Raw genomic sequence first — 21,232 nt, 5'->3', positions numbered from 1 at the left:
CATCGGTTTCTTTGAGCACAGCTATGATCTGAGATTCTGTAAAACGTGACTTTTTCATCGTTGTCTCCTGTTTGTGGTATTACAGAAAACTCTAATTAAACATGTCTCATGTTAAGGGAAGTGGACACAGCAAGATTCTGTGCCCCTGCAGATACTCCCACTTTTAAATCAAACGGCGTAAACTTTTTTTCAAGAAAAGCATCAAGCACTCCCGCAGTAAAAATACCTTTTTGACCTCCACCCTCAGCAATAATTGCAGAGCGTATATTATTTGCCATAGTGTGCTCTTTTGTTATGTAAAACTATGCTTCACTCTATTTACTGAGGACAAAACCCTATAAATTCAAGTTTTCATTCGGTAATAAAAATGCCCTGCTGAGCATCAAAGTTCAAGCAAGGCATTTATGGTACTCTCCGAGTGACTAGGATGAGATTAGAGTTTGGTTACTGAACTCTCTAATGGCCTTTTCAAAAAGGTGACCAATAACGCTGGTAAAATGGTGAGTGTTACGATAGTTGCCATAGCAATACCGCAAAGCACTATCATGCCCACTCCCCGATAAAGTTCAGAGCCTTCTCCTGGAATAAAGACCAAGGGTGCAAGACCACATAGCGTCGTCATTGTCGACATGACAATCGGTTTTAATCGTGTTTGCAGTGCCGAGATCACAGCTTCATAAACACTCATTGAGGTGTTTTCCAGATTTCTACGACTTTGATCAACGATTAGTATTGGGTTATTTACCACAGTTCCAAGCAAGATTAAAAAGCCAAGCATAGTGATCATGTCAAAAGGCTGATGAAAAGCTCCTGTAACACTTCCAATACCATTGATAGCAATCAAACCCAGTAAACCGCCAGCCATACCGAGGGGGACTGTTGCCATAATAAATAATGGATAACCCCAGTGTTTAAAAATAGCGACCAACAATAAATAACAAAGTGCCAATGCAACGATAAAATTACTACCTAACGCTTCTTTTGTTTTGTCCAGTTGGTCGGCTGCCCCACCAATACTCACATTGACACCGGGCAACAGATCGCCTTGTCTCTGAAGCTGTGGTAACAACTCGGTTCTAACCAACTCCTGTGCTTGCTCAAGCGCCACATTTCTTGGTGGAATGATATAAACAGTCACCGTTCTGCGACCATCAACTCGGCGCAAACTATCGCTGTCAGCTTTTTCTTGCAGATCCGCTAAGGAGCTTAATGGGATTAGGCCAGCTTTAGTGACAACGGGCGACTGCGCAAGTTGTGACAGGCTTTGCTGATTTCCTGCCTCTGAAAACAAGAAAACATCCACTTTATCGTCGCCTAAAATAAGCTCATCGACATAAGCACCATCACTCAAGGCCGCTACCGTGTAGCCCAATTCATCTGCACTCATACCGACCTCAGCGAGCCGCTGCCACCTAGGTTGAATTTCAATGAGAGGTTGGTCAAGAGTCAGTGAAGAAGGTGCCGAATCTATCTGAGGGTTATCAAACACCTCTCCTGCCAATCGGTAAACCGCATCTGCAGCGCGATAAAGTGCTGTTTGATCTGTGCCGCTAATGTCCAAGGCAACAGCTCTAGAACCACCATCATTACTTGAAATGATAGATCCTCTAGAAGAAAATGCACGCATGCCTGGATAGCTTCTAAATTTACTCGTGATCGCATCCATCATCTCGTCAATGTATTCGCCATTATACGGCTCGCTTAATAGCCAAATACTGCCAACACCGACGGACATTGAATAATATTTAAGAGGTGGTAACTGTGTTTTCCCCGCAACAAAATCACTATCGTCATTTTCCAGATGCTTGTTCAAGTACGGGAGTATTTCGTCACCAATCTTCTGCATATGGCTAAGGTTATACCCTGGCGGCGCTATCATCATCGAAAACGCTTTGGGCTCTTCACCTTCTGGTAGATACTCAGCTTTTGGCATAAATAGCCATGCACCACCTAGCAGTAACACACTCCCCAAAACAATACACCCAACACGAGCAGAACTGCTTGATAGCAGAACTGGAACAACTTTTGGCAACGTCAGTGTTGATAGCATGCCGCTGGTAATATTCTTGCACGCGAAATTCGCATTTGCAGCAGGCACGACGAATAACGCAACTAGCATAGAAGCGATGATCGCAGCGGAAATTGCAATAGCGACATCTGAATATAACTGCCCTGCTTCTTGCTGAATAAATAAAATCGGCGCGAACACAAGCACGGTAGTCAGTGTTGACGCCAGTACGGCTGGCCACACTTCTTGTACGCCAGAGATAGCCGCTTGCAACTTATCTAGCCCACGACGTCTGGCTTGCTCTATATTTTCAAGCACAACGATAGTGTTATCAACCGTCATCCCAATAGCAAACGCGACTCCAGCTAAAGAAATAACATTAATCGTCCTATCAAAAAGTAGTAATCCCAAAAACGCTGCAATAGTACAAATAGGTACGCCCATTACACCAATGAGTGTAGAGCGTGGGCTTTTTAAAAACCAAAACATCACCAAAGTGGCGAGGAGCGCGCCTAAAATAAGGTTGGTCCATACGTTTTCAACAGATCCTTTGACATAACGAACGTCGTCACTGAGCAACGTTAGCTGTAAACCATTGTGTGAGAGCATGTCACGATTGATACGCGCCACTACCTGCATCATTTCTTCTTTTATCGCCATCACGTTAGAGCCACTTTCTCGTCTAACCGAGAGCATTAATGCTCGTTCGCCGTTGTTATATGCAACATCTCTGACCTCGTAGTGGTCAAGCTTGACTTCAGCAATATCTTTTAGTTTGATAGTCGTATTCTGGCGTTGACTAACTACCAATTCCTCCAGTGCTTGTGCAGATTGAAAACGACCGACCATCCGCAGTAAATAGCGACGTTTGCCACTGTCTATATCCCCAGCTGACGCATCTTGGTTGCGACTTCTTATCGCATTTCTAACATCAACCAAACTAATTCCGCGACTTGCTAGTTTTTGTTGGTCGACCAAGATTTGCACCTGATAAAGTGCACCACCACGGACGTTAACTTGAGAAACACCGGAAACTCTTTCCATCTCTGGACGAATAAAGTCTTCGGCATAATCACGCAGCATATCAATATCGATGTTGAGCGGATTACCTGATTGTGGCTTTAAGTTAAAGAACATAAACGCATTGCTCGAAAATGAGCTGCTATACAACACTGGTTGATCAACATTTTCAGGATAATTTGGCACTTGAGACAATGCGTTACTGACATTTATCAGTGCTTCATTTACATCAACACCAAAAGGAAACTCTAATTCAATCTCGGCTTCACCAGTACTTGCATAACTCGACATCCGCTTGAGATTGGCAAGGGAGCGTAGGTATCGCTCTTGCTCTATTAATATTTCCTTCTCTACGTCTTGAGGTGTTGCCCCGGGCCAATTTGTAACAACAGAGATTGTTCTTACTTCCAGATCAGGGATCATTTGTACGGGGATCTTAAATGCAGCAACAATACCTAATATTGAACAGATTAATACCGTCACGGCAACGAGAATGGCATGCTTTACACTCGCTTTTAACATGACTACTCCTATAGCCTCGGCACGATATTTAACAGCTGATCGGCTTGTAACAACTCATTGCCTTCCACTACCACTTGCTCACCAACCTGCAAGCCTGAAGTCACTTCAATATATCCGTTTAATCTACTACCTACTTTTATGTGTTGGCGCTTTGCTTTACCGTTATCTACAACGAATACGCTGAAGCCACCATCAGGGTGACGCAGTACTGCATCATTTGGAATAACGACACTTTGTAGTGCATCGACCAGAGGCAGTTGCGCTGTCGCTGAAGCGCCGACTCGCAGCCCGCTATCTGTTGCTACAACCAGTCGAAGTAGAAAAGTCCGGCTAGCTTGGTCGACTACAGGAAGCTTAGCTAATACTTTTGCTTGATGTACCAAAGAAGTATCACCAGCGACATTGAAATTAACTGCGCTGCCAACTTTAACCAGTTGGAAATACTCCTGAGGTACTTGTAAATCAAGCCAAAGTGTTGCTTCGCTTACCAATTCAAAGACGGTTTGGCCTCGGGTTACCCACTCACCTAAGTCAACCGTACGTTTTGCAATAACACCGGAAAAAGGTGCGCGTAATTGGTGTCTATTTAACAATTCTTGTTGATATGTAATATTTGCTCGCGCTTCTAATAACGAGGCCTCTGCTAATTTCAGTCTAGTGTTTCGCTCTGCAAGCTCTGTTTGTGCAAACAATTTTTGTTTTGATAAGGATTTGGCTTCGTTTACGAGCCTTAATGCGTTATTTCGTTCAACTTGAGCTCGCTCTAGAGCCGCTTCTAAACTTTTAAGCTCCGCGTTTATCAATGCGGCATCTAAACCTAGCAGGACAGTTTGTGCAGTAACTATATCACCGGTTTCAGCTAAAATAGTTGTCACCACGCCATCCGTTAAGCTTGATACCTCAGCATGCTGGGCGGCGCTGATCGATCCTGTTAAAGATAATGTTCGTTGAAGTTTCTGTTGTTTCACTTCTGCCACTACCACATTGGCAGCATCAGCAAATAAATAGAAAGGCAACAGGAATAAAATTAAGCAAACGCTTTTCATATTACATTGTTCCAAAATTATTTGACCATAACCCTTTGAGTTCACACTCGAAGAATACAAGCAGATTGACAAACTGTTCCGTCCAATACGTAAAGTTGCCAAAACGAGGACACATTAACACAAATAGCAATCATTACCATCCAAACATGTTAAATGGAATAAAAAGGTAGTTGATATGATGTTAAAGGTAGCAATCAAAAAGCGACTAGCAATAATCTCTTAAATATAAAGTTGTGCATAGACAAAGTTTGATTGCATATATCTTGGTTGAAACTGACCTGAAGAGCGTTAAAAATCGATTGTGAACGATAGTCCCTGACTAGTGAGCTAGGAAACGCGTTTAAACAGCAGGCAATCTACTCATTTCATAGTGAACGAAGCCGCCGAAGAATAAATAATCGGCGGCTTTTATAAAAGTTACAGTGGTTGTGTTAAATCTAACTGATACAGCGCAAATCCATTTTCGTTGGTTTTTCCGGTAGGGAGAATATGAATAAACTGCTGGCTATATAACTCTGCATCAGTGCTCGCTGAGCTAAAAAACTCAATATGTGCGCCAACCACAGGAGAAAATGACCAGTTCATATCAGCGGATGGATCTAAACCCTTTGCACCATTTTTTTCACTGACATACGTAATATAATCTGCAACGACCTGACGGTTCTCATTTGGTGAATCCACCACTATTTTATCAGCTGATACGTTTGGAAAGTTACCGCCGCCCGAAGTGCGATAGTTATTTGTTGCCACTAAGAAAATTTGCTCATCTGTTACTAGCTCGCCTTGATATTTAAGTGCTTTGATCCGATTACCGTTAGAGACCTTGTCACCATTTGCTGCGTAACGCGCAGGCTCGGTAACATCAATCTGATAAGTTACGCCATCTAACACGTCGTAATTATAAGAAGGAAAATCGGGGTTGATCAACGCCTGAACCCCCTCAGTGTTTGCTGTGATCTGGTTAAATTGTCCAGCAGACATTTCAAGCCATTCACGAACTTCAGCACCCGACAGCTTCAGTACTTTGAGCACATTTGGATAAATATACATATCAGCTACGTTACGATAAGCAATGTCTCCGGCAGGAATAGCGGTGAAATCATCGGGCCCACCTCGACCTGCGCGAAATGGCGCACCAGCGGAGAGAATAGGCAGACCTTCCAACTCCGTACCTTGAACGATTTTTGCGGTATACCATGCTTGTGAATCAGTAACGATCTGGATAGATGGATCGTCATTAACCAAGGCGAAATAGCTATTAACGGTATTGGTAATTTTTGCGAATGGTTCATTGACCCAAGTCCGCGTTTCATTATGCTCATGACGAATCGCGGCTTCAATAGTTGCATCGCTCTCTACCAAAGAAACAGTATTACGATTATCATCAGTCTCGTAAATTGGCCTGAGCATTGACTGAGAATCAACCACAACCCATTCTCCTGAATTAAACCGAACATCTAAGTCGATAATACCTAAATGATTTCCCCAAAACCCCGGCATCACCGCTGCAACACCATTAATCGTACCCTTTTCGTTATCAATACCATAAGCTTGTAAATCGCCGTAGCCAGCCCCGGGAAAATTGGCGTGTGCATGGCCGAACATAATGGCATCAATACCTTCAACTTTCGACAGCGCATAAGAGGCATTCTCAGCCATTGGTTTATCAGCGCTTACATCTAACCCTGAATGTGGAATAGCAACAATGATATCCGCACCCTCAGCTTTCATTTTGGGTATATAATATTCCGCCATTTTTATAATATCTTTGGCTATCACCTTACCTTCAAGGTTGGCCTTATCCCACTGCATAATTTGCGGTGGCACAAACCCAATAAACCCAACGTTAATCACTTGCTCCTTACCAAGTTCATCAAGAAACCGTTTTTCTTTAACAATGTAAGGGGTAAAAAAAGGGACGTCATTTGATTCGTCTTCGTCGCCATCAACTTTAAACACATTGGCACTAATATAAGGAAAATTGGCATCATTAATTGCCTCTTCCAAAAACTCTAGGCCGAAATTAAATTCGTGGTTACCAATATTTGCAACGTCATACGTTAATGTATTCATCGCTTTGTAAACAGGATGAACGTCTCCTTCCTTTAAGTCTTTTATCTTAGCTATATAATCACCAAGTGGGCTGCCTTGGATTAAATCGCCATTATCAACAAGCATGGCGTTTTTCACTTCGCTTCTAGCATGGTGGATCAAAGCTGCAGTTTTAACTAGTCCAACTTTGTCATCTTGCTTGTCAGAAAAGTAATTGTAGTTCAGCATGTTTGCATGTAGATCCGTAGTCTCTAATAAGCGTAGAGAAACCAAAGTGCCCTCTTTGGGAAGATCAGCTACCTTAGGTATATTTATTTCAACGTCATTATCAGAGTCTGAGCAACCAGTTATTATACTTGCCACACCTAAAAGCAGTGCTATTGGGAGTCGTGTTGTATTCATAAGTCCTTTCTTAGCGTTATCTGCATACTCACGTATGCTTAAGTGAATTTTATACCAACTTTCTTAATTAAGTGGTCTACTTTGAGGCCAGAAAATCTTGTCGATAACACCGCTTCCGCGTCCTGCTCACGCCGAGGTACCTACGTCCTGTAGGCAAGGCAAAAATTTTGCTATTTAGTTGTTCTAAATAAGAAATTTTTAACGTGGTTAGCGTCAGATTTACTCCTTCAAATTGAGCAAGTATTAAGTCAAATTGGTATTAGTATTGCCTATCAATATCAAGCCATTGCATTTTGCATGGCGGATGTCACTATACGAGGTAAAAAAGTCAGAGAAGCTAAAAATTTGTGGCAGTTAAATGCAACAAATATGACGTTATTAAATCTATTAGTTGATGATGAAAAGAGCCTATGTATGACAGAGATTTATAAGCTGTTGGACAATTTATCCAACTGACTACATTTGCACACTAAACTGAGTTAATGTTAATTTGGGACTGGTGAAAGAATAATCGTTTTACTCTATTTCAACCTTGTGTAGTAGCAAAAGCAAGCTAGAGTTATTCGCAAACTTTGAGTGTATATAATTTATTTAATTAGCTTGATGTCATAATATTTCGATAAATATTTCGTAAATTTCAGGATAAGTGTCGATAAGTTACCCTTCTCAACTTTTTCAGGAATTGATGAATTTCACTGTAGCTTAGAAGGTAACCGTTATTGATAGTAATATGAATACTTTAAATAAAAGCAATAAAATTATAAAATCGCGGCAGAGTTGAAAGTTCAAATGGAATAGAAAGTATATGGAATTCACTGAAGGCAGTAATCTTAAATTCAAAGTATCTTCCTGTCTTGATGAAAATGCATTACAGCAAATCGAGACAACGTTTTATGGCGGCGATGCAAAAACCGCATGTAAGCAGCAGGTCGAATTATTTTTTAAACAACCCACACACCTTTCCTTAAGCTTTTCCAGAAATAGTAACCAGTTTTCGCATCAGCGGTTTATAAAAAAATCTTATGATGTGGCAAAAAAGCTTGGCTTTAGGGCAAATTCAATCCCCAACAGAAGTACCTTAATAGTGCTGGGGTTGGGTGCTGGTTACCATATACCACTGTTACTTGAGAAGTTAAATTACGTAGATGTAATTGTTATCGAAAATAACAAAGAGTTAGCAACTATTGCGAACAACAATATAGATCTCAGTTTTATACGCGAAACATGTATAAAAAGAGGTGGGAACTTAAAAGTTCTACAGTGTCAAAACTACTCATCATTTCTATTTCAGGTAAAACAGTACTTAACCGAGCGGCATTGTGGAATACTTGCTGACATTAGCTTGTATCGGCACTATAACAACGGTCTTTTTGACGAAATATATGAACACTTCACAGAGTGGAGAAATTCTCTTGTAAGCATGTGGGGATATGCCGAAGATGAAATCATAGGTATAAGACACACGTTAGCAAATAATGATAGCTTAAGAGTGTTTAAAAAATCGGACTTCTCTTGCTTTTCTGACACAACAGCATTAATTGTTGGAAACGGCCCATCATTAGACTTAGTCATCCAAGATATAAAAAGCTTTAAAGGCCTAATCGTTTCCTGTGGTACCTCTTTAGCTAGCTTACTAAAAAATAATATCACTCCGCATATACATGTAGAAATGGAAAGAACTGAAAGTAATCACACGTTGAAAGAGCGTTATCTAAGTGATCCGGCATTAAAAAATACAGTTTTGCTGACATTAAACACTGTTTCACCAAAAACATTATCTTTATTTAAAAATAAACTTGTTTTTTTCAAAGCTAACGATTCAGCATCAGAAATAATAAAGCTAAGCAATAATGTTGATCTTTTGTATCACTGTAATCCAACGGTAACAAATGCAGCTGCCGCAGCGCTAATCTACATGGGAGTTGAGAAAATTATATTGTCTGGATGTGACTACGGGTTTATTGATGAAAAAGAACATCATAGTATACATTCTCAATACTACAATGAGAGTGACCGCCTAAGTAAATCCAAATTTAAAGGTAGCTTTTATGTAAAAGGAAATAATACCGATAAAGTACTTACGACAAGGATATTTAATGAATCAAAAAAAGCATTGGAGTCTTTATTCAAAGCAAATAAAAAAGTTAAAGTTTACAACATAGGTATTGGCGCAAAAATAGATGGTGCGTTGCCTACTCAGAAACTCCCATGCGATGCCGCTAAATATAATAATGAATATTTTTTAAATACACTTTCTACATTTAAAGCTATCAACTCTACTCGTGAAGTTATAAACATAAACCTCATATCTATGATTGAAATAATAGATAAACTAAATATAAAGATAGAATCTTCTTTTACCTATGAGGACGTTGTTAACGGACTTTCAAAAACTATCAGAGAGTTAGAGGAAAATACCTATGATAGAGCTGCAATGATCCTTCTATCAGGAAGTCTTAAATATATTTTGTTTTCAATACAAAACCACACAAATCACATATCAAAAAATAGTGAGGATATATATATAAAAGAAGTAAAGGAAGATCTTATAAGAGCTATCAAAGAAATAAAGCAAGAAATTATAAATTTAAGTAAGGATAGATAATGAAATTCAACATCTTAGCAGTGTTACCCCTATCAGTTGTTTTGGTAAACACTACTCAATCAGTAGCTTCTGCTGCGGACAATATCAGAGAAACCACGCAACATAGTGCTGCATATCAACTAGGCTCTGAATATAGCGCCGATATATTTAGCACAGGTGACTCATTTGGTGCAGGTGACTCATTTGGTACCGGTGACTCATTTGGTACCGGTGACTCATTTGGTACTGGTGACTCATTTGGTACCGGTGATTCATTTGGTACTGGCGATTCATTTGGTACCGGTGATTCATTTGGTACTGGCGATTCATTTGGTACTGGCGATTCATTTGGTACTGGCGATTCATTTGGTACTGGCGATTCATTTGGTACTGGCGATTCATTTGGTACTGGCGATTCATTTGGTACTGGCGATTCATTTGGTACTGGTGACTCGTTTGGTACTGGTGATTCAGCTGGTAGTTCAACGTTTCCATATTCTAGTGCTGAAATAACCAAAGGCGTATTAGTTATTGAATATGAGCAATATGGATTTAAATCCCCTCTTTATGACATCTGTGTAAGAACAAATAAAAACTTAGTTATAGCTAGAGCGACTGAACAAACAGAGATTTATAGAGGTGCAGACTTTATTGTTAGAGGCAATTACAAAGTTAAGAAAAATATTTTAACTTTGAAGCTCGGTGCTACTGATACTCATAAATTAGAGAAGTTCGTTTTTAAAGCAAGCGATGATCCAAATTATACCTTTATGGGTGATTGGTACATCAATAAAAATAATAAGACAAGAGTATACGCGCAATATCTCTCTGAAGATTATTACTATGCTTATGGCTGTGACTTAAAGCTAGGACAATAAAAAAAGCCAACGCTCATGGAGCGTTGGCTTTTTCTTCGTTGTATAACAGTATTTTGTTATGAAGCTACAATACTATCGTTAACCGCTTTTAGTGCTGCTGCTGGATCTTTAGCTTGTGTGATAGGACGACCGATAACGAGATAGTCACTCCCTGCTTGCACAGCTTTTTGTGGTGTCATAATGCGTTTTTGGTCACCAGCATCAGTTCCTGCTGGTCGGATCCCTGGAGTGATAAGTTTAAACTCTTCACCAAGCTCACGTTTTAACAATTCGGCTTCTTGTGCAGAACAAACGACTCCATCAAGACCTGACTCCTTTGCAAGTTTTGCTAAATATAGCACTTGCTCTTGCGGAGTCTTTTCAATTCCAAGTTTAAGCAATTGGCCCTGATCCATACTGGTTAAGACTGTAACGGCAATAAGTAGCGGTGCTTTATCACCGTAGACTGTTAAGGCTTCTTTCGCCTTTGACATCATTTCATGACCACCACTTGCATGAACATTCACCATCCATACCCCTAGCTCAGCAGCAGCTGCTACTGCTTTTGCGACTGTATTGGGAATATCGTGAAACTTTAGGTCCAAGAATACATCAAAGTCCATGTCTACAAGTTTTTTTACAAACTGTGGGCCAAAATAGGTAAACATTTCTTTACCCACTTTCAATCGGCATTCGTCAGGTGAAAGTTGAGAAACAAATGATAATGCAGTGTCTTCATTATTATAATCAAGCGCAATCAAAACCTTTTTAAAATCTTGTGTCGACATAGTTACCCTATTTGGCCAAATCAAAAATTTAATAACCGTCTAATCCACGGCTTGGAGCAAGAGACTCCCAGTGTTTACATGAGGGACATAACCAATACATCGTATGGCTTGTAAACCCACAATGACCACATTGATAATTTGGTTTAGTCGCAATATAAGACTTAACCAGTTTATCAATTTCTTGCAATACGTGATCAATTTTAGCATCTTTACCACTTAAAAGTTGTAGCAAATAACTAAAGCCTCTAATTGATGGTTCACGCTTTAAACTATCAGTTAGAAACTCTACGGCCTCTGAGATTTTCCCTTGTCTTACCATACCTTGGCAAAACTTTATTCTAATCAATACCCCACCTTTCTCTAATAACTCAGATATCAACTCAAAGAACTGTTCGTGAATGTTTAATTTAACATAACAAGATTCAAGCTCTTCTAACACTAGAGGAGCCATAAATACAAACTGACTTACAAGTTTACGCCAATAATATATACACTTAACATAGTCATCGTGTTTATACGCATCTTTTCCCATTTCATAAAGAGGTCTAACCGTTTCATGGGCAAGAGAGGTCGCCTTTTCAAATAAGCTTGGATTATTTTCGAGAACGGCAGCTTCACAGTAAAAATTTGCAATCGTTGCACAATGGGAATTTTTTTTGAATAACTCAGAATGCGCCTCATACATATGCATTCCTTTACGCCAGTCTCTAGTTTGAGAGTAGAGGTTTAAAATCGGATCAAGCGCCTCTTTAAAACCCAATTTTACTAGAATAACTAAGTGCTCCTCGGCACTATCTAATAAACCTGCCAATATGTAATCTTGAGCAAGTTCTAAACGGCATGATTTAACAACTTCTTCATCAAGATTTGGCTGTTTAAGTAACAGTTCATGAATTTTGATTGCTCTATCTAGCTCTCCTCGCTTCCTAAATAAAGATGCAAGGGTAAGATAATGATCTACTGAATCTGCAGAGACTTCTAAAAGTTTGGTAAGATGTTCAAGACCTTGATCTTCCTCTCTATCTAATAGGAACTTCAGGCCTTTACTATATTCTGAGGTGATCTGCCTGCTTTGTTCTAGAGCTTGATTTTTAGCACTATTTTTACCCATAACATAACCGTATGCAGCGGCCACAGGTAGTAATAAAAACAGCAGCTCGATCATGACTAGCGTTCGGTTGCTTGGCTAAGCTTACTATTACTTTTTTTTAGGCGATGGTTCTGCCATTTAAGCTTAGATAAAACCGGTGCGGTTACCAATAAGCCAATCATTATTCCAAACGCTAAACAAATGCTCATTAAGGTTGCGAGTGGTAACTCTGCACTTGCAATTACAAAATTGACACCAACTACTTGTGGATTTTGTGTTCCAACTAAAAATGCAATCAGTATGGCAACAACAGCTAATCCCTTTTTCAATACTGCAACCAAGTTTTGCTCCGTTAGACTTAATTATTTAAGCTTTCGTTTACTCTATCGCGCAGTTCTTTGCCTGGCTTAAAGTGCGGGACATATTTACCGTCTAATTCAACTGTTTCGCCAGTCTTAGGATTACGACCAGTACGAGGTGAACGGAAATGAAGCGAGAAACTACCAAAACCGCGGATCTCTATGCGTTCCGAGTCTGATAATGAGCCAGCCATTTGTTCAAGGATTTCTTTTACCGCATTTTCTACATCTTTAACAGGAACATGAGCGTGCTGCAGTGCAAGTTGTTCTATCAATTCAGACTTTGTCATAATGTTTCCTTTAAGGGTATAAGGAAGGGCTAAGCGCCCTTCCTAGTGTAAAGACTTATTAATTAGTCTTTTTGAGCATTTTTGAAAGCTGCAGCCATTGCGTTTTCGAACGCAGGCTCTTCTTTCTTAAGCTTCTCTAGAGCTTCTTTTTCTTCAGCTTCGAAGATAGCTTTAACTGATAGGCTGATAGTACGATTCTTACGATCAACACCTACAAATTTAGCTTCGATTTCGTCACCTTCAGAAACAGCAGCAGTTGCGTCTTCAACACGCTCCTGTGCGATGTCAGCTACACGGATGTAACCTTCAACGCCTTCACCTAGCTCTACAGTTGCGCCTTTAGCGTCAACTTCAGTCACTTTACCTTTAACAATAGCACCTTTTTTGTTGGCGTCTAGGTAGTTAGTGAATGGATCAGCATCGATTTGCTTAACGCCTAGAGAGATACGCTCACGCTCTGGGTCAACTTGTAAAACGATAGCTGTGATTTCGTCACCTTTCTTGTACTCACGTACAGCTTCTTCGCCTGGAGTATTCCAAGAGATGTCAGATAGGTGTACAAGACCGTCAATACCACCGTCAAGACCGATGAAGATACCAAAGTCAGTGATTGACTTGATCTTACCAGAAACTTGGTCGCCTTTATTGTTAAGACGAGCAAATTCTTGCCAAGGGTTAGCTTTACACTGCTTAAGACCAAGAGAAATACGACGACGCTCTTCGTCAATTTCAAGAACCATAACTTCAACAGTATCACCTAGTGAAACTACTTTTGAAGGGTGGATGTTCTTGTTAGTCCAGTCCATTTCTGAAACGTGTACTAGACCTTCAACGCCTTCTTCGATTTCAACGAAACAGCCGTAGTCAGTTAGGTTAGTTACGCGACCAGTAAGCTTTGCACCTTCTGGGTAACGACCAGCGATAGCAGCCCATGGATCTTCGCCAAGTTGCTTAAGACCTAGAGAAACACGAGTCTTCTCTTTGTCGAACTTAAGTACTTTAACGTTGATTTCGTCACCTACGTTCACGATCTCTGAAGGGTGCTTAACACGCTTCCAAGCCATGTCAGTGATGTGTAGAAGACCGTCAACACCGCCTAAGTCTACGAATGCACCGTAGTCAGTAAGGTTCTTAACGATACCTTTAACTTCTTGACCTTCAACAAGGTTTTGAAGTAGTTCTTCACGCTCTTGAGAGTTTTCAGACTCGATAACAGCACGACGTGAAACAACAACGTTGTTGCGTTTTTGGTCTAGCTTGATTACTTTGAACTCTAGCTCTTTACCTTCAAGGTGAGCGGTGTCGCGAACTGGACGTACATCAACAAGTGAACCAGGTAGGAATGCACGGATTGAATCAACTTCAACTGTGAAACCGCCTTTAACTTTACCGTTGATAACACCAGTAACAGTCTCTTGCTCTTCACAAGCTTTCTCAAGACGGATCCAAGCTTCGTGACGCTTAGCTTTTTCACGAGAAAGGATAGTCTCACCGAAACCGTCTTCGATTGCATCTAGTGCTACGTCTACTTCGTCGCCTACTGCAACTTCTAGTTCACCAGCAGCATTTTTGAATTGCTCTGCAGGGATTGCACTTTCAGACTTAAGGCCAGCGTCAACAAGAACAACGTTGTTCTCGATAGCGATTACTGTACCTTTAACGATTGAGCCTTGCTCAACTTCAAAACCCTGTAGGCTTTCTTCAAATAACTGCGCAAAATTTTCTGACATACTAAATACGTCTCTATAAAGTTAAATTACCAATTAGCAACCATGCTGCATGGGGTTGTTAAATAAACACTAGCTTCCTGCCTGTGTCATTAAAAAATTACTTCGGCAAGCAACTTTTAGGAAGCTTACCTGCCACAATGGCGTCTTGGATAAAAGACATAACCTGTTCGAACACTTGCTCAGCGTTATGCTCTGTTGTGTCAACAACAATAGCATCACTGGCAGGCACTAATGGGGCAACCTTGCGATTCATATCGCGATCATCGCGAGCTTTAATGTCTTCCAACAGACCACTTAGTGTAACATCATGGCCTTTTTCATTCAACTCAACAAATCGTCTACGAGCACGTTCTTCTGCGCTTGCCGTTAAATAAATTTTGAGCTCTGCGTCAGGGAACACAACCGTTCCCATATCACGTCCATCTGCTATCAAACCTACTTCGCTTCTAAAAGCACGTTGACGACGCAGTAAAGCTTCTCTCACGCGAGGAAGTGCCGCAATTTTTGATGCTGCCGCACCAACTTCTTCATTGCGAATGGTGTTTGTGACGTCTTCACCTTCAAGTACAATTTTGCTTTTTTTAGTTTCTTTATCTATTGAAAATTGTACATCCAAATTGGCAGCGAGTGGGACTAACCCCTCTTCGTTGTCTGTAGCAATTTGGTGGTGTAGTGCAGCCAAAGAAAGTACGCGATAAATCGCACCACTGTCCAACACTTCCCAATTTAATGTTTCAGCTAACAAGCGACAAACAGTTCCTTTGCCTGAACCACTTGGGCCGTCTACGGTGATAACTGGCATAGCTGCCTGCATTTAGACCTCCTAAAAATGCTCACCTGAATTTGACGGCGCACAGTATACGTCAATTTGCTGAATATATCCTTATTTACCTGTCATTTTTTGTTATATGTCAAATTATTAGTGCCATTAAATACCGTAAGACATAAGCTTTTGGCATAAAACCAACCATCAAATTTATACAAATAATTGTTAGAACGGGTTACTTTTTAGCTGAGGTAAACTGAAAGTTGATGCCGAAGAGACTCGGCATCAAGGTAGATCTCAGTACTGGCTAATACTTTCTAGTACTGAAAAATAAGTGGGAAAAGTCTTGGCTGTACACTTAGGGTCGTTAATAGTGATAGATTGCCCTCCTACCGCAACCATAGAGAAACACATCGCGATACGATGATCGTTATATGTGTCCACATCTGTAAAATTAAAATTAACAGGAGGAGTCACTTCGATATAATCATGCCCTTCAACTACGTGCGCACCAACCTTTTTTAGTTCAGTCGCCATTGCAGCCAACCTATCCGTTTCTTTAACACGCCAGTTGTAAATATTTCGAATCGCCGTTTTGCCACTGGCAAATAACGCTACCGTTGCAAGTGTCATTGCCGCATCAGGGATTGCATTGGCATCAATGTCTACACCATTTAACTGACCCTTACGAACCACAATGCGTTCATCATACCACTCGATATGCGCACCAGCCTGTTCCATCACTTTGGCAAAACCAATGTCCCCTTGCACACTTTGTTTACCCACTCCATTGATCTCAATTTCACCACCTGCAATGGCAGCGGCAGCAATAAAATAGGACGCCGAGGACGCATCTCCTTCAACCATGAGTGTACCTGGAGACCGATACTGTTGACCGGCCTTCACAACAAAGTACTGATAATCGTGGTTTTCTACATGAACCCCAAAGTGAGCCATCACGCCAATGGTAATATCAATATAAGGCTTAGATACAAGTTCACCTTTAATCCTGATCTTAGTATCGCCACTGAAAAGTGGCGCTGCCATCAGCAGTGCTGTTAGAAATTGACTTGAAATACTGCCGTCAATTTCAACTTCACCACCGGTAAGTTGCTTACCGACAATCTTTAGCGGTGGATAATCTTTGTTTTTGAGATATTGAATATCTGCACCAAGCGTTTGCATGGCATCAACAAGATGGCCAATTGGGCGCTCTTCCATTCGCGGCTCACCAATCAGTTCATAATCACCGGGTATAGCAGCAAGCACAGCAGTTAATGGCCGATACGCCGTACCAGCATTGCCTAAAAATAACGGCTCAACGGGGGAAATAAAGTTACCACCATTTCCTTTGACAAGTGCCACCGTGTTGTCGTCTTCTAGTGTCACTTCAACGCCTAATTGAGACAGTGCACCTAACATATGGCGGATGTCATCGCTATCCAATAAGTTCGTCACTTTTGTCGTGCCTTCGCACAATGCCGCAAGCAACAAAATACGATTTGATAAGCTTTTAGAGCCAGGTAACGTGACACTGCCACTAACTTTGGTTATAGGCTTAAGCGTTAACTGTTCCATCAACCATTCTCCTTGGCAAACTTGTCCATAAATGCAACTAAGGCTTTTATCCCTTCAATTGGCATTGCATTATAAATACTTGCACGCATGCCACCTACAAAACGATGGCCCTCTAGGGCTATTAAGCCGTTTTGCTCAGCTTCAGCTAAAAATTTGTCGTTGAGACTTTCATCATTTAGCCAAAATGGTACATTCATTAGCGAACGGCAATGTTTAGCCACTTTGTTTGAGTAGAAATCTGAGCTATCAATGTAATCGTAAAGTACAGCAGCTTTCGCAGTATTATGCGCTTCCATTGCTTTCACGCCACCGATACTTTCTAAGTGCTTGAATACTTCAAAAGCAAGATACCAAGCAAATGTAGGTGGTGTGTTGTACATACTTTGCTGATCAGCTTCAGTAGCGTAGTCTAGAATTGCAGGCCTAGGCAAGCCCTCTCGTTTTAGTAATGTTTTACGAACAATTGCAATACTTAACCCTGAAGGGCCAATGTTTTTCTGCGCACCTGCGTAAATCAGATCAAAATCATCCACATTGATTTCGCGTGAAAGGATGTTGGAGGACATATCAGCAACAATTGGTGCTGTAGGATGCTTAGGTACTTCAAATATTTCGATGCCGTCTATAGTTTCATTTGGGCAATAATGAATAAATGACGCTTCCTCCGGTAATTTCCACTTAGATACAGGCAAAATGTCAAACTGACCATTTTCGTCGGCTCGGATATTAACTGCGTGTGTTTGAGTAAACTTCGCGCCCTCTTTTGTCGCGCCGGTTGACCAAATACCATTTTCAACATACACGCCAGGCAAACCATCCACATGCAAATTCAATGGTACTGCTGAAAAGTGACCACGGCCGCCACCGTGCATAAATAACACTTCAAACTCATCAGAGATGTTCATTAAACGACGTAGGCTGGCCTCGCACTGCTTCGCCATCTCCAAATAAGGCGCAGAGCGATGGCTGACTTCCATCACCGATACGCCTAAATTTTGCCAATCTAAAAACTCTTTTTGCGCTTTTTTCATCACTTCAACAGGTAACATCGCAGGACCCGCGCAAAAATTATAAACCGTCATATTTTTCCTCATTCCTAATAAACTAGCCCATCCAAATTATCGATGAATTGTTATCATATTTTTTGAATGAACAGTGAGTTGCCCAAGCAAAAGCCGGATAGTTCGTAGCCTTAATTTATCAGGGTTCGAGCTATTGTCATAGAGGGGGAGATTGAAAAAACTGACATAAAGAAAAAAAGCGACCGAAGTCGCTTTTTATATTAAAGATAAGGTTGTGTTATTCCTCGGTGTCCGAATCAACCGCTGGGGTTGCTTCACCTTCAGCTTCAACAATTTCACCTTCTGGCAAGTCTTCTACTTCAATTTCTTCAATCCGTTGAAGACCGACCACTTTTTCTTCTTCCATCGTACGAATTAGGATAACACCTTGAGTGTTTCTTCCTACCGTCGATACTTCGTTTACACGTGTTCTTACTAGTGTGCCACGATTTGAAATCAACATGATTTCATCGTTATCATCAACTTGAACAGCGCCAACCACCGAACCATTTCTTTCAGTCACTTTGATAGACACAACACCTTGTGTCGCGCGACTCTTCGCTGGATACTCTTCAAGTGGAGTACGCTTACCGTAACCGTTTTCAGTCACGGTCAAGATTGCACCCTCTCCTTGCGGTACAATTAGCGATACAACTTTCACATCGTCTGGCATCTTGATACCACGAACACCTGTAGCTGTACGACCCATAGGACGTAAGGCTAGCAACTCTTCACCTGTTTCAGGGTCACGCTTCACTTCACCCGTTTCCGAGTCACGTTGTTTCTCATTGAAGCGGACAACTTTACCATGCTCTGTAAACAGCATGATGTCGTTTTCACCAGTAGTGATATTTGCACCGATCAAGCTATCACCTTCATTTAGATTGATGGCGATGATACCACTTGCACGTTGACGGCTGTATGCTGTTAACGGAGTCTTTTTAACGACACCGCTGGCTGTCGCCATCACGATGAATTTATCTTCTTCATATTCACGCACAGGTAAAATTGTCGTGATGCGTTCATCGGCTTCTAATGGTAATAAGTTGACGATTGGTTTGCCGCGCGCAGCGCGAGACGCAAGTGGCAATTGGTAAACTTTCAACCAATATAAACGGCCAGCGGTTGAGAAACACAAGATTGTATCATGCGTATTTGCCACCAGTAGACGCTCGATGAAGTCTTCATCCTTCATCTTAGTTGCAGAGCGCCCTTTACCACCACGGCGCTGCGCCTCGTAATCACTAAGAGGCTGGTACTTCACGTAGCCTTCGTGAGAAAGTGTAACCACGACGTCTTCTTCGTTGATCAAATCTTCAAGGCTGATGTCATGTGCAGCCGCGGTGATCTCTGTGCGACGCTCATCACCATACGTATCTTTGATTTCAACTAGTTCATCGCGGATAACTTCCATCAAGCGTTCTGGAGAAGATAGGATGTACAGAAGTTCAGCAATGATGTCGAGTAGCTCTTTATACTCAGCTAAAATTTTCTCATGTTCAAGACCGGTTAGCTTGTGTAGCCTTAAGTCAAGAATGGCTTGCGCCTGTTGTTCAGACAAGTAATATTGACCATCGCGGATCCCTAGCTCTTCAGCTAACCAATCTGGACGTGCAACATTCTCTTCTCCAGTGCGCTCAAGCATTGCTTTCACGTTACCGAGGTCCCACCCACGCGCCGTTAATGCTGCTTTCGCCTCAGCTGGTGTTGGTGAGCGACGGATCAGCTCAATAATTGGGTCAATGTTTGCAAGTGCAATTGCTAAACCTTCAAGCGTGTGTGCTCTGTCTCTGGCCTTACGAAGATCAAATACAGTACGACGAGTTACTACTTCACGACGGTGAATAATAAACGCATCGAGCATTTCTTTGAGGTTAAAACATTTAGGCTGGTTGTTGTCTAGCGCAACCATATTGATACCAAACACAGTTTGTAACTGCGTTTGTGCATATAAGTTGTTTAGTACAACCTCACCGACTTCACCGCGCTTAATTTCAATAACAATACGCATACCGTCTTTATCTGACTCGTCGCGCAGCGCACTGATCCCTTCTACTTTTTTGTCTTTTACAAGCTCAGCGATCTTCTCTATTAATCTCGCTTTGTTTACTTGATACGGAATTTCGTGAACGATGATAGTTTCTTTGTTTGTTTTTTCATCGACTTCGATTTCCGCTTTGGCGCGGATATAAATCTTACCACGACCTGTTTTATAAGCTTGTTCGATGCCTTTTTTACCACTGATAATAGCAGCAGTTGGGAAATCTGGACCTGGTATATAGTCAATCAATTCTTCAATGGTAATGTCTGGGTTTTGGATAACAGCCAAACAGCCATTGATCACCTCAGTTAAATTATGAGGTGGAATATTGGTTGCCATACCAACTGCGATACCAGAAGAACCGTTAACCAATAGGTTGGGTATTTTTGTTGGTAAAACATCAGGTATTTGTTCTGTACCATCATAGTTTGGCACATAATCCACGGTTTCTTTTTCAAGATCTGCAAGTAACTCATGTGCAACTTTCGCCATACGCACTTCCGTATAACGCATTGCAGCAGCAGAGTCACCATCAACAGAACCAAAGTTACCTTGTCCATCTACTAGCATATAGCGCAGAGAGAAAGGTTGAGCCATACGTACAATTGTATCGTACACAGCACTATCACCGTGCGGGTGATATTTACCGATAACATCACCAACTACACGAGCTGATTTCTTATAAGGTTTATTCCAGTCATTTTTCAATTCATTCATCGCGAATAATACACGGCGGTGAACTGGTTTTAGGCCATCACGTACATCAGGTAATGCACGGCCTACAATAACGCTCATCGCATAATCTAGATATGAATTTTTTAATTCATCTTCGATATTGACTGGCAGGATTTCATTGGCGAGATCAGACATTTGACTCCACTTTCCTTCAGTGTCCACCCCTTTTATGTCACACTATTACGTGTGTAGCGCTGTTTGCTGAATATCAAATGGCTTGTTAATTGAAATGCAAAATCAAAGCACTTATTAAAAACCGAATTGCTTCAGCGTATCAGCAAGGGTGTTGTTTATTATAAAATT

General features: G+C 41.1%; 14 protein-coding genes and 1 pseudogene. 2 read left to right on the top strand and 13 right to left on the bottom strand.

Annotation, left to right across the window (positions count from 1 at the left end):
• Positions 1 to 131: 131 nt before the first annotated feature.
• From F9Y84_RS06080 to F9Y84_RS06065, 4 genes and pseudogenes are all read right to left on the bottom strand, one after another.
• Positions 132 to 278: pseudogene (locus F9Y84_RS06080) on the bottom strand (patatin-like phospholipase family protein); the annotation flags it as partial.
• A gap of 155 nt (positions 279 to 433) precedes the next feature.
• The gene (locus tag F9Y84_RS06075) at positions 434 to 3,550 is read right to left on the bottom strand and encodes an efflux RND transporter permease subunit (RefSeq protein WP_147391287.1); all 3,117 of its coding nucleotides are present in this window, start codon (positions 3,548 to 3,550) and stop codon (positions 434 to 436) included.
• Between the two features lie 8 nt (positions 3,551 to 3,558).
• Entirely contained in the window at positions 3,559 to 4,596 is a 1,038-nt protein-coding gene (locus tag F9Y84_RS06070) for an efflux RND transporter periplasmic adaptor subunit (protein ID WP_147391288.1), read from the bottom strand.
• A 417-nt stretch (positions 4,597 to 5,013) separates the two neighbouring features.
• Positions 5,014 to 7,050 (bottom strand): bifunctional 2',3'-cyclic-nucleotide 2'-phosphodiesterase/3'-nucleotidase, encoded by a 2,037-nt coding sequence (locus tag F9Y84_RS06065; protein WP_147391289.1) that lies wholly within the window; start codon positions 7,048 to 7,050, stop codon positions 5,014 to 5,016.
• A gap of 805 nt (positions 7,051 to 7,855) precedes the next feature.
• On the opposite strand from F9Y84_RS06065, the gene F9Y84_RS06060 reads away from it, so the two are divergent.
• Together F9Y84_RS06060 and F9Y84_RS22385 are read left to right on the top strand one after the other, a co-directional pair.
• A complete protein-coding gene (locus tag F9Y84_RS06060; protein ID WP_147391459.1) occupies positions 7,856 to 9,655 on the top strand; it encodes a motility associated factor glycosyltransferase family protein in 1,800 nt (599 codons plus the stop codon).
• Entirely contained in the window at positions 9,655 to 10,512 is an 858-nt protein-coding gene (locus tag F9Y84_RS22385; protein ID WP_168756746.1) for a hypothetical protein, read from the top strand. Before F9Y84_RS06060 ends, F9Y84_RS22385 begins: the two co-directional genes overlap by 1 nt.
• 56 nt (positions 10,513 to 10,568) lie before the next feature.
• Here F9Y84_RS22385 and pyrF read toward each other — a convergent pair whose 3' ends face one another.
• The 9 genes from pyrF to gyrA form a co-directional block, all read right to left on the bottom strand.
• Positions 10,569 to 11,279, bottom strand: a complete 711-nt coding sequence (gene pyrF, locus F9Y84_RS06050) for an orotidine-5'-phosphate decarboxylase (protein WP_147390632.1) — start codon at positions 11,277 to 11,279, stop codon at positions 10,569 to 10,571.
• A gap of 28 nt (positions 11,280 to 11,307) precedes the next feature.
• Positions 11,308 to 12,444, bottom strand: coding sequence for a lipopolysaccharide assembly protein LapB (locus F9Y84_RS06045; protein WP_147390633.1), 1,137 nt, complete (start codon positions 12,442 to 12,444; stop codon positions 11,308 to 11,310).
• Positions 12,445 to 12,446: 2 nt separating this feature from the next.
• On the bottom strand, positions 12,447 to 12,710 hold the full coding sequence (locus tag F9Y84_RS06040) for a lipopolysaccharide assembly protein LapA domain-containing protein (protein ID WP_125253921.1): 264 nt from the start codon (positions 12,708 to 12,710) through the stop codon (positions 12,447 to 12,449).
• Between the two features lie 17 nt (positions 12,711 to 12,727).
• Complete coding sequence (ihfB, locus tag F9Y84_RS06035; protein ID WP_010377033.1) at positions 12,728 to 13,018, bottom strand: integration host factor subunit beta; 291 nt, start codon at positions 13,016 to 13,018, stop codon at positions 12,728 to 12,730.
• Between the two features lie 62 nt (positions 13,019 to 13,080).
• Positions 13,081 to 14,748 carry a 30S ribosomal protein S1 gene (rpsA, locus tag F9Y84_RS06030; RefSeq protein WP_125253920.1) on the bottom strand — a complete coding sequence of 556 codons (1,668 nt, stop codon included), beginning with the start codon at positions 14,746 to 14,748 and terminating at the stop codon, positions 13,081 to 13,083.
• Between the two features lie 97 nt (positions 14,749 to 14,845).
• Complete coding sequence (gene cmk / locus F9Y84_RS06025) at positions 14,846 to 15,562, bottom strand: (d)CMP kinase (protein WP_128730591.1); 717 nt, start codon at positions 15,560 to 15,562, stop codon at positions 14,846 to 14,848.
• A gap of 249 nt (positions 15,563 to 15,811) precedes the next feature.
• Complete coding sequence (gene aroA / locus F9Y84_RS06020; protein WP_147390634.1) at positions 15,812 to 17,092, bottom strand: 3-phosphoshikimate 1-carboxyvinyltransferase; 1,281 nt, start codon at positions 17,090 to 17,092, stop codon at positions 15,812 to 15,814.
• Positions 17,092 to 18,174 (bottom strand): 3-phosphoserine/phosphohydroxythreonine transaminase, encoded by a 1,083-nt coding sequence (serC, locus tag F9Y84_RS06015; RefSeq protein WP_147390635.1) that lies wholly within the window; start codon positions 18,172 to 18,174, stop codon positions 17,092 to 17,094. The genes aroA and serC overlap by 1 nt, the downstream gene beginning before the upstream one ends.
• A 217-nt stretch (positions 18,175 to 18,391) precedes the next feature.
• Positions 18,392 to 21,064: a DNA gyrase subunit A gene (gyrA, locus tag F9Y84_RS06010; RefSeq protein ID WP_147390636.1), complete on the bottom strand. Its 2,673-nt coding sequence runs from the start codon at positions 21,062 to 21,064 to the stop codon at positions 18,392 to 18,394.
• Positions 21,065 to 21,232: the final 168 nt, after the last annotated feature.

The organism is Pseudoalteromonas peptidolytica (assembly GCF_012641745.1).
Lineage (GTDB): Bacteria > Pseudomonadota > Gammaproteobacteria > Enterobacterales > Alteromonadaceae > Pseudoalteromonas > Pseudoalteromonas peptidolytica.
The sequence above is the reverse complement of the archived record's forward strand: the minus strand, read 5'-3'. Positions and strand labels throughout refer to the sequence as shown.

Excerpts from the sequence above, each read along its gene's own strand:
- cmk (WP_128730591.1), bottom strand. The coding sequence starts at position 15,562 with ATGCAGGCAGCTATGCCAGTTATCACCGTAGACGGCCCAAGTGGTTCA.
- F9Y84_RS06060 (WP_147391459.1), top strand. The coding sequence starts at position 7,856 with ATGGAATTCACTGAAGGCAGTAATCTTAAATTCAAAGTATCTTCCTGT.
- F9Y84_RS06075 (WP_147391287.1), bottom strand. The coding sequence starts at position 3,550 with ATGTTAAAAGCGAGTGTAAAGCATGCCATTCTCGTTGCCGTGACGGTA.
- rpsA (WP_125253920.1), bottom strand. The coding sequence starts at position 14,748 with ATGTCAGAAAATTTTGCGCAGTTATTTGAAGAAAGCCTACAGGGTTTT.
- F9Y84_RS06070 (WP_147391288.1), bottom strand. The coding sequence starts at position 4,596 with ATGAAAAGCGTTTGCTTAATTTTATTCCTGTTGCCTTTCTATTTATTT.
- ihfB (WP_010377033.1), bottom strand. The coding sequence starts at position 13,018 with ATGACAAAGTCTGAATTGATAGAACAACTTGCACTGCAGCACGCTCAT.
- F9Y84_RS06045 (WP_147390633.1), bottom strand. The coding sequence starts at position 12,444 with ATGATCGAGCTGCTGTTTTTATTACTACCTGTGGCCGCTGCATACGGT.
- serC (WP_147390635.1), bottom strand. The coding sequence starts at position 18,174 with ATGACGGTTTATAATTTTTGCGCGGGTCCTGCGATGTTACCTGTTGAA.
- F9Y84_RS06065 (WP_147391289.1), bottom strand. The coding sequence starts at position 7,050 with ATGAATACAACACGACTCCCAATAGCACTGCTTTTAGGTGTGGCAAGT.
- pyrF (WP_147390632.1), bottom strand. The coding sequence starts at position 11,279 with ATGTCGACACAAGATTTTAAAAAGGTTTTGATTGCGCTTGATTATAAT.
- F9Y84_RS22385 (WP_168756746.1), top strand. The coding sequence starts at position 9,655 with ATGAAATTCAACATCTTAGCAGTGTTACCCCTATCAGTTGTTTTGGTA.
- gyrA (WP_147390636.1), bottom strand. The coding sequence starts at position 21,064 with ATGTCTGATCTCGCCAATGAAATCCTGCCAGTCAATATCGAAGATGAA.
- aroA (WP_147390634.1), bottom strand. The coding sequence starts at position 17,092 with ATGGAACAGTTAACGCTTAAGCCTATAACCAAAGTTAGTGGCAGTGTC.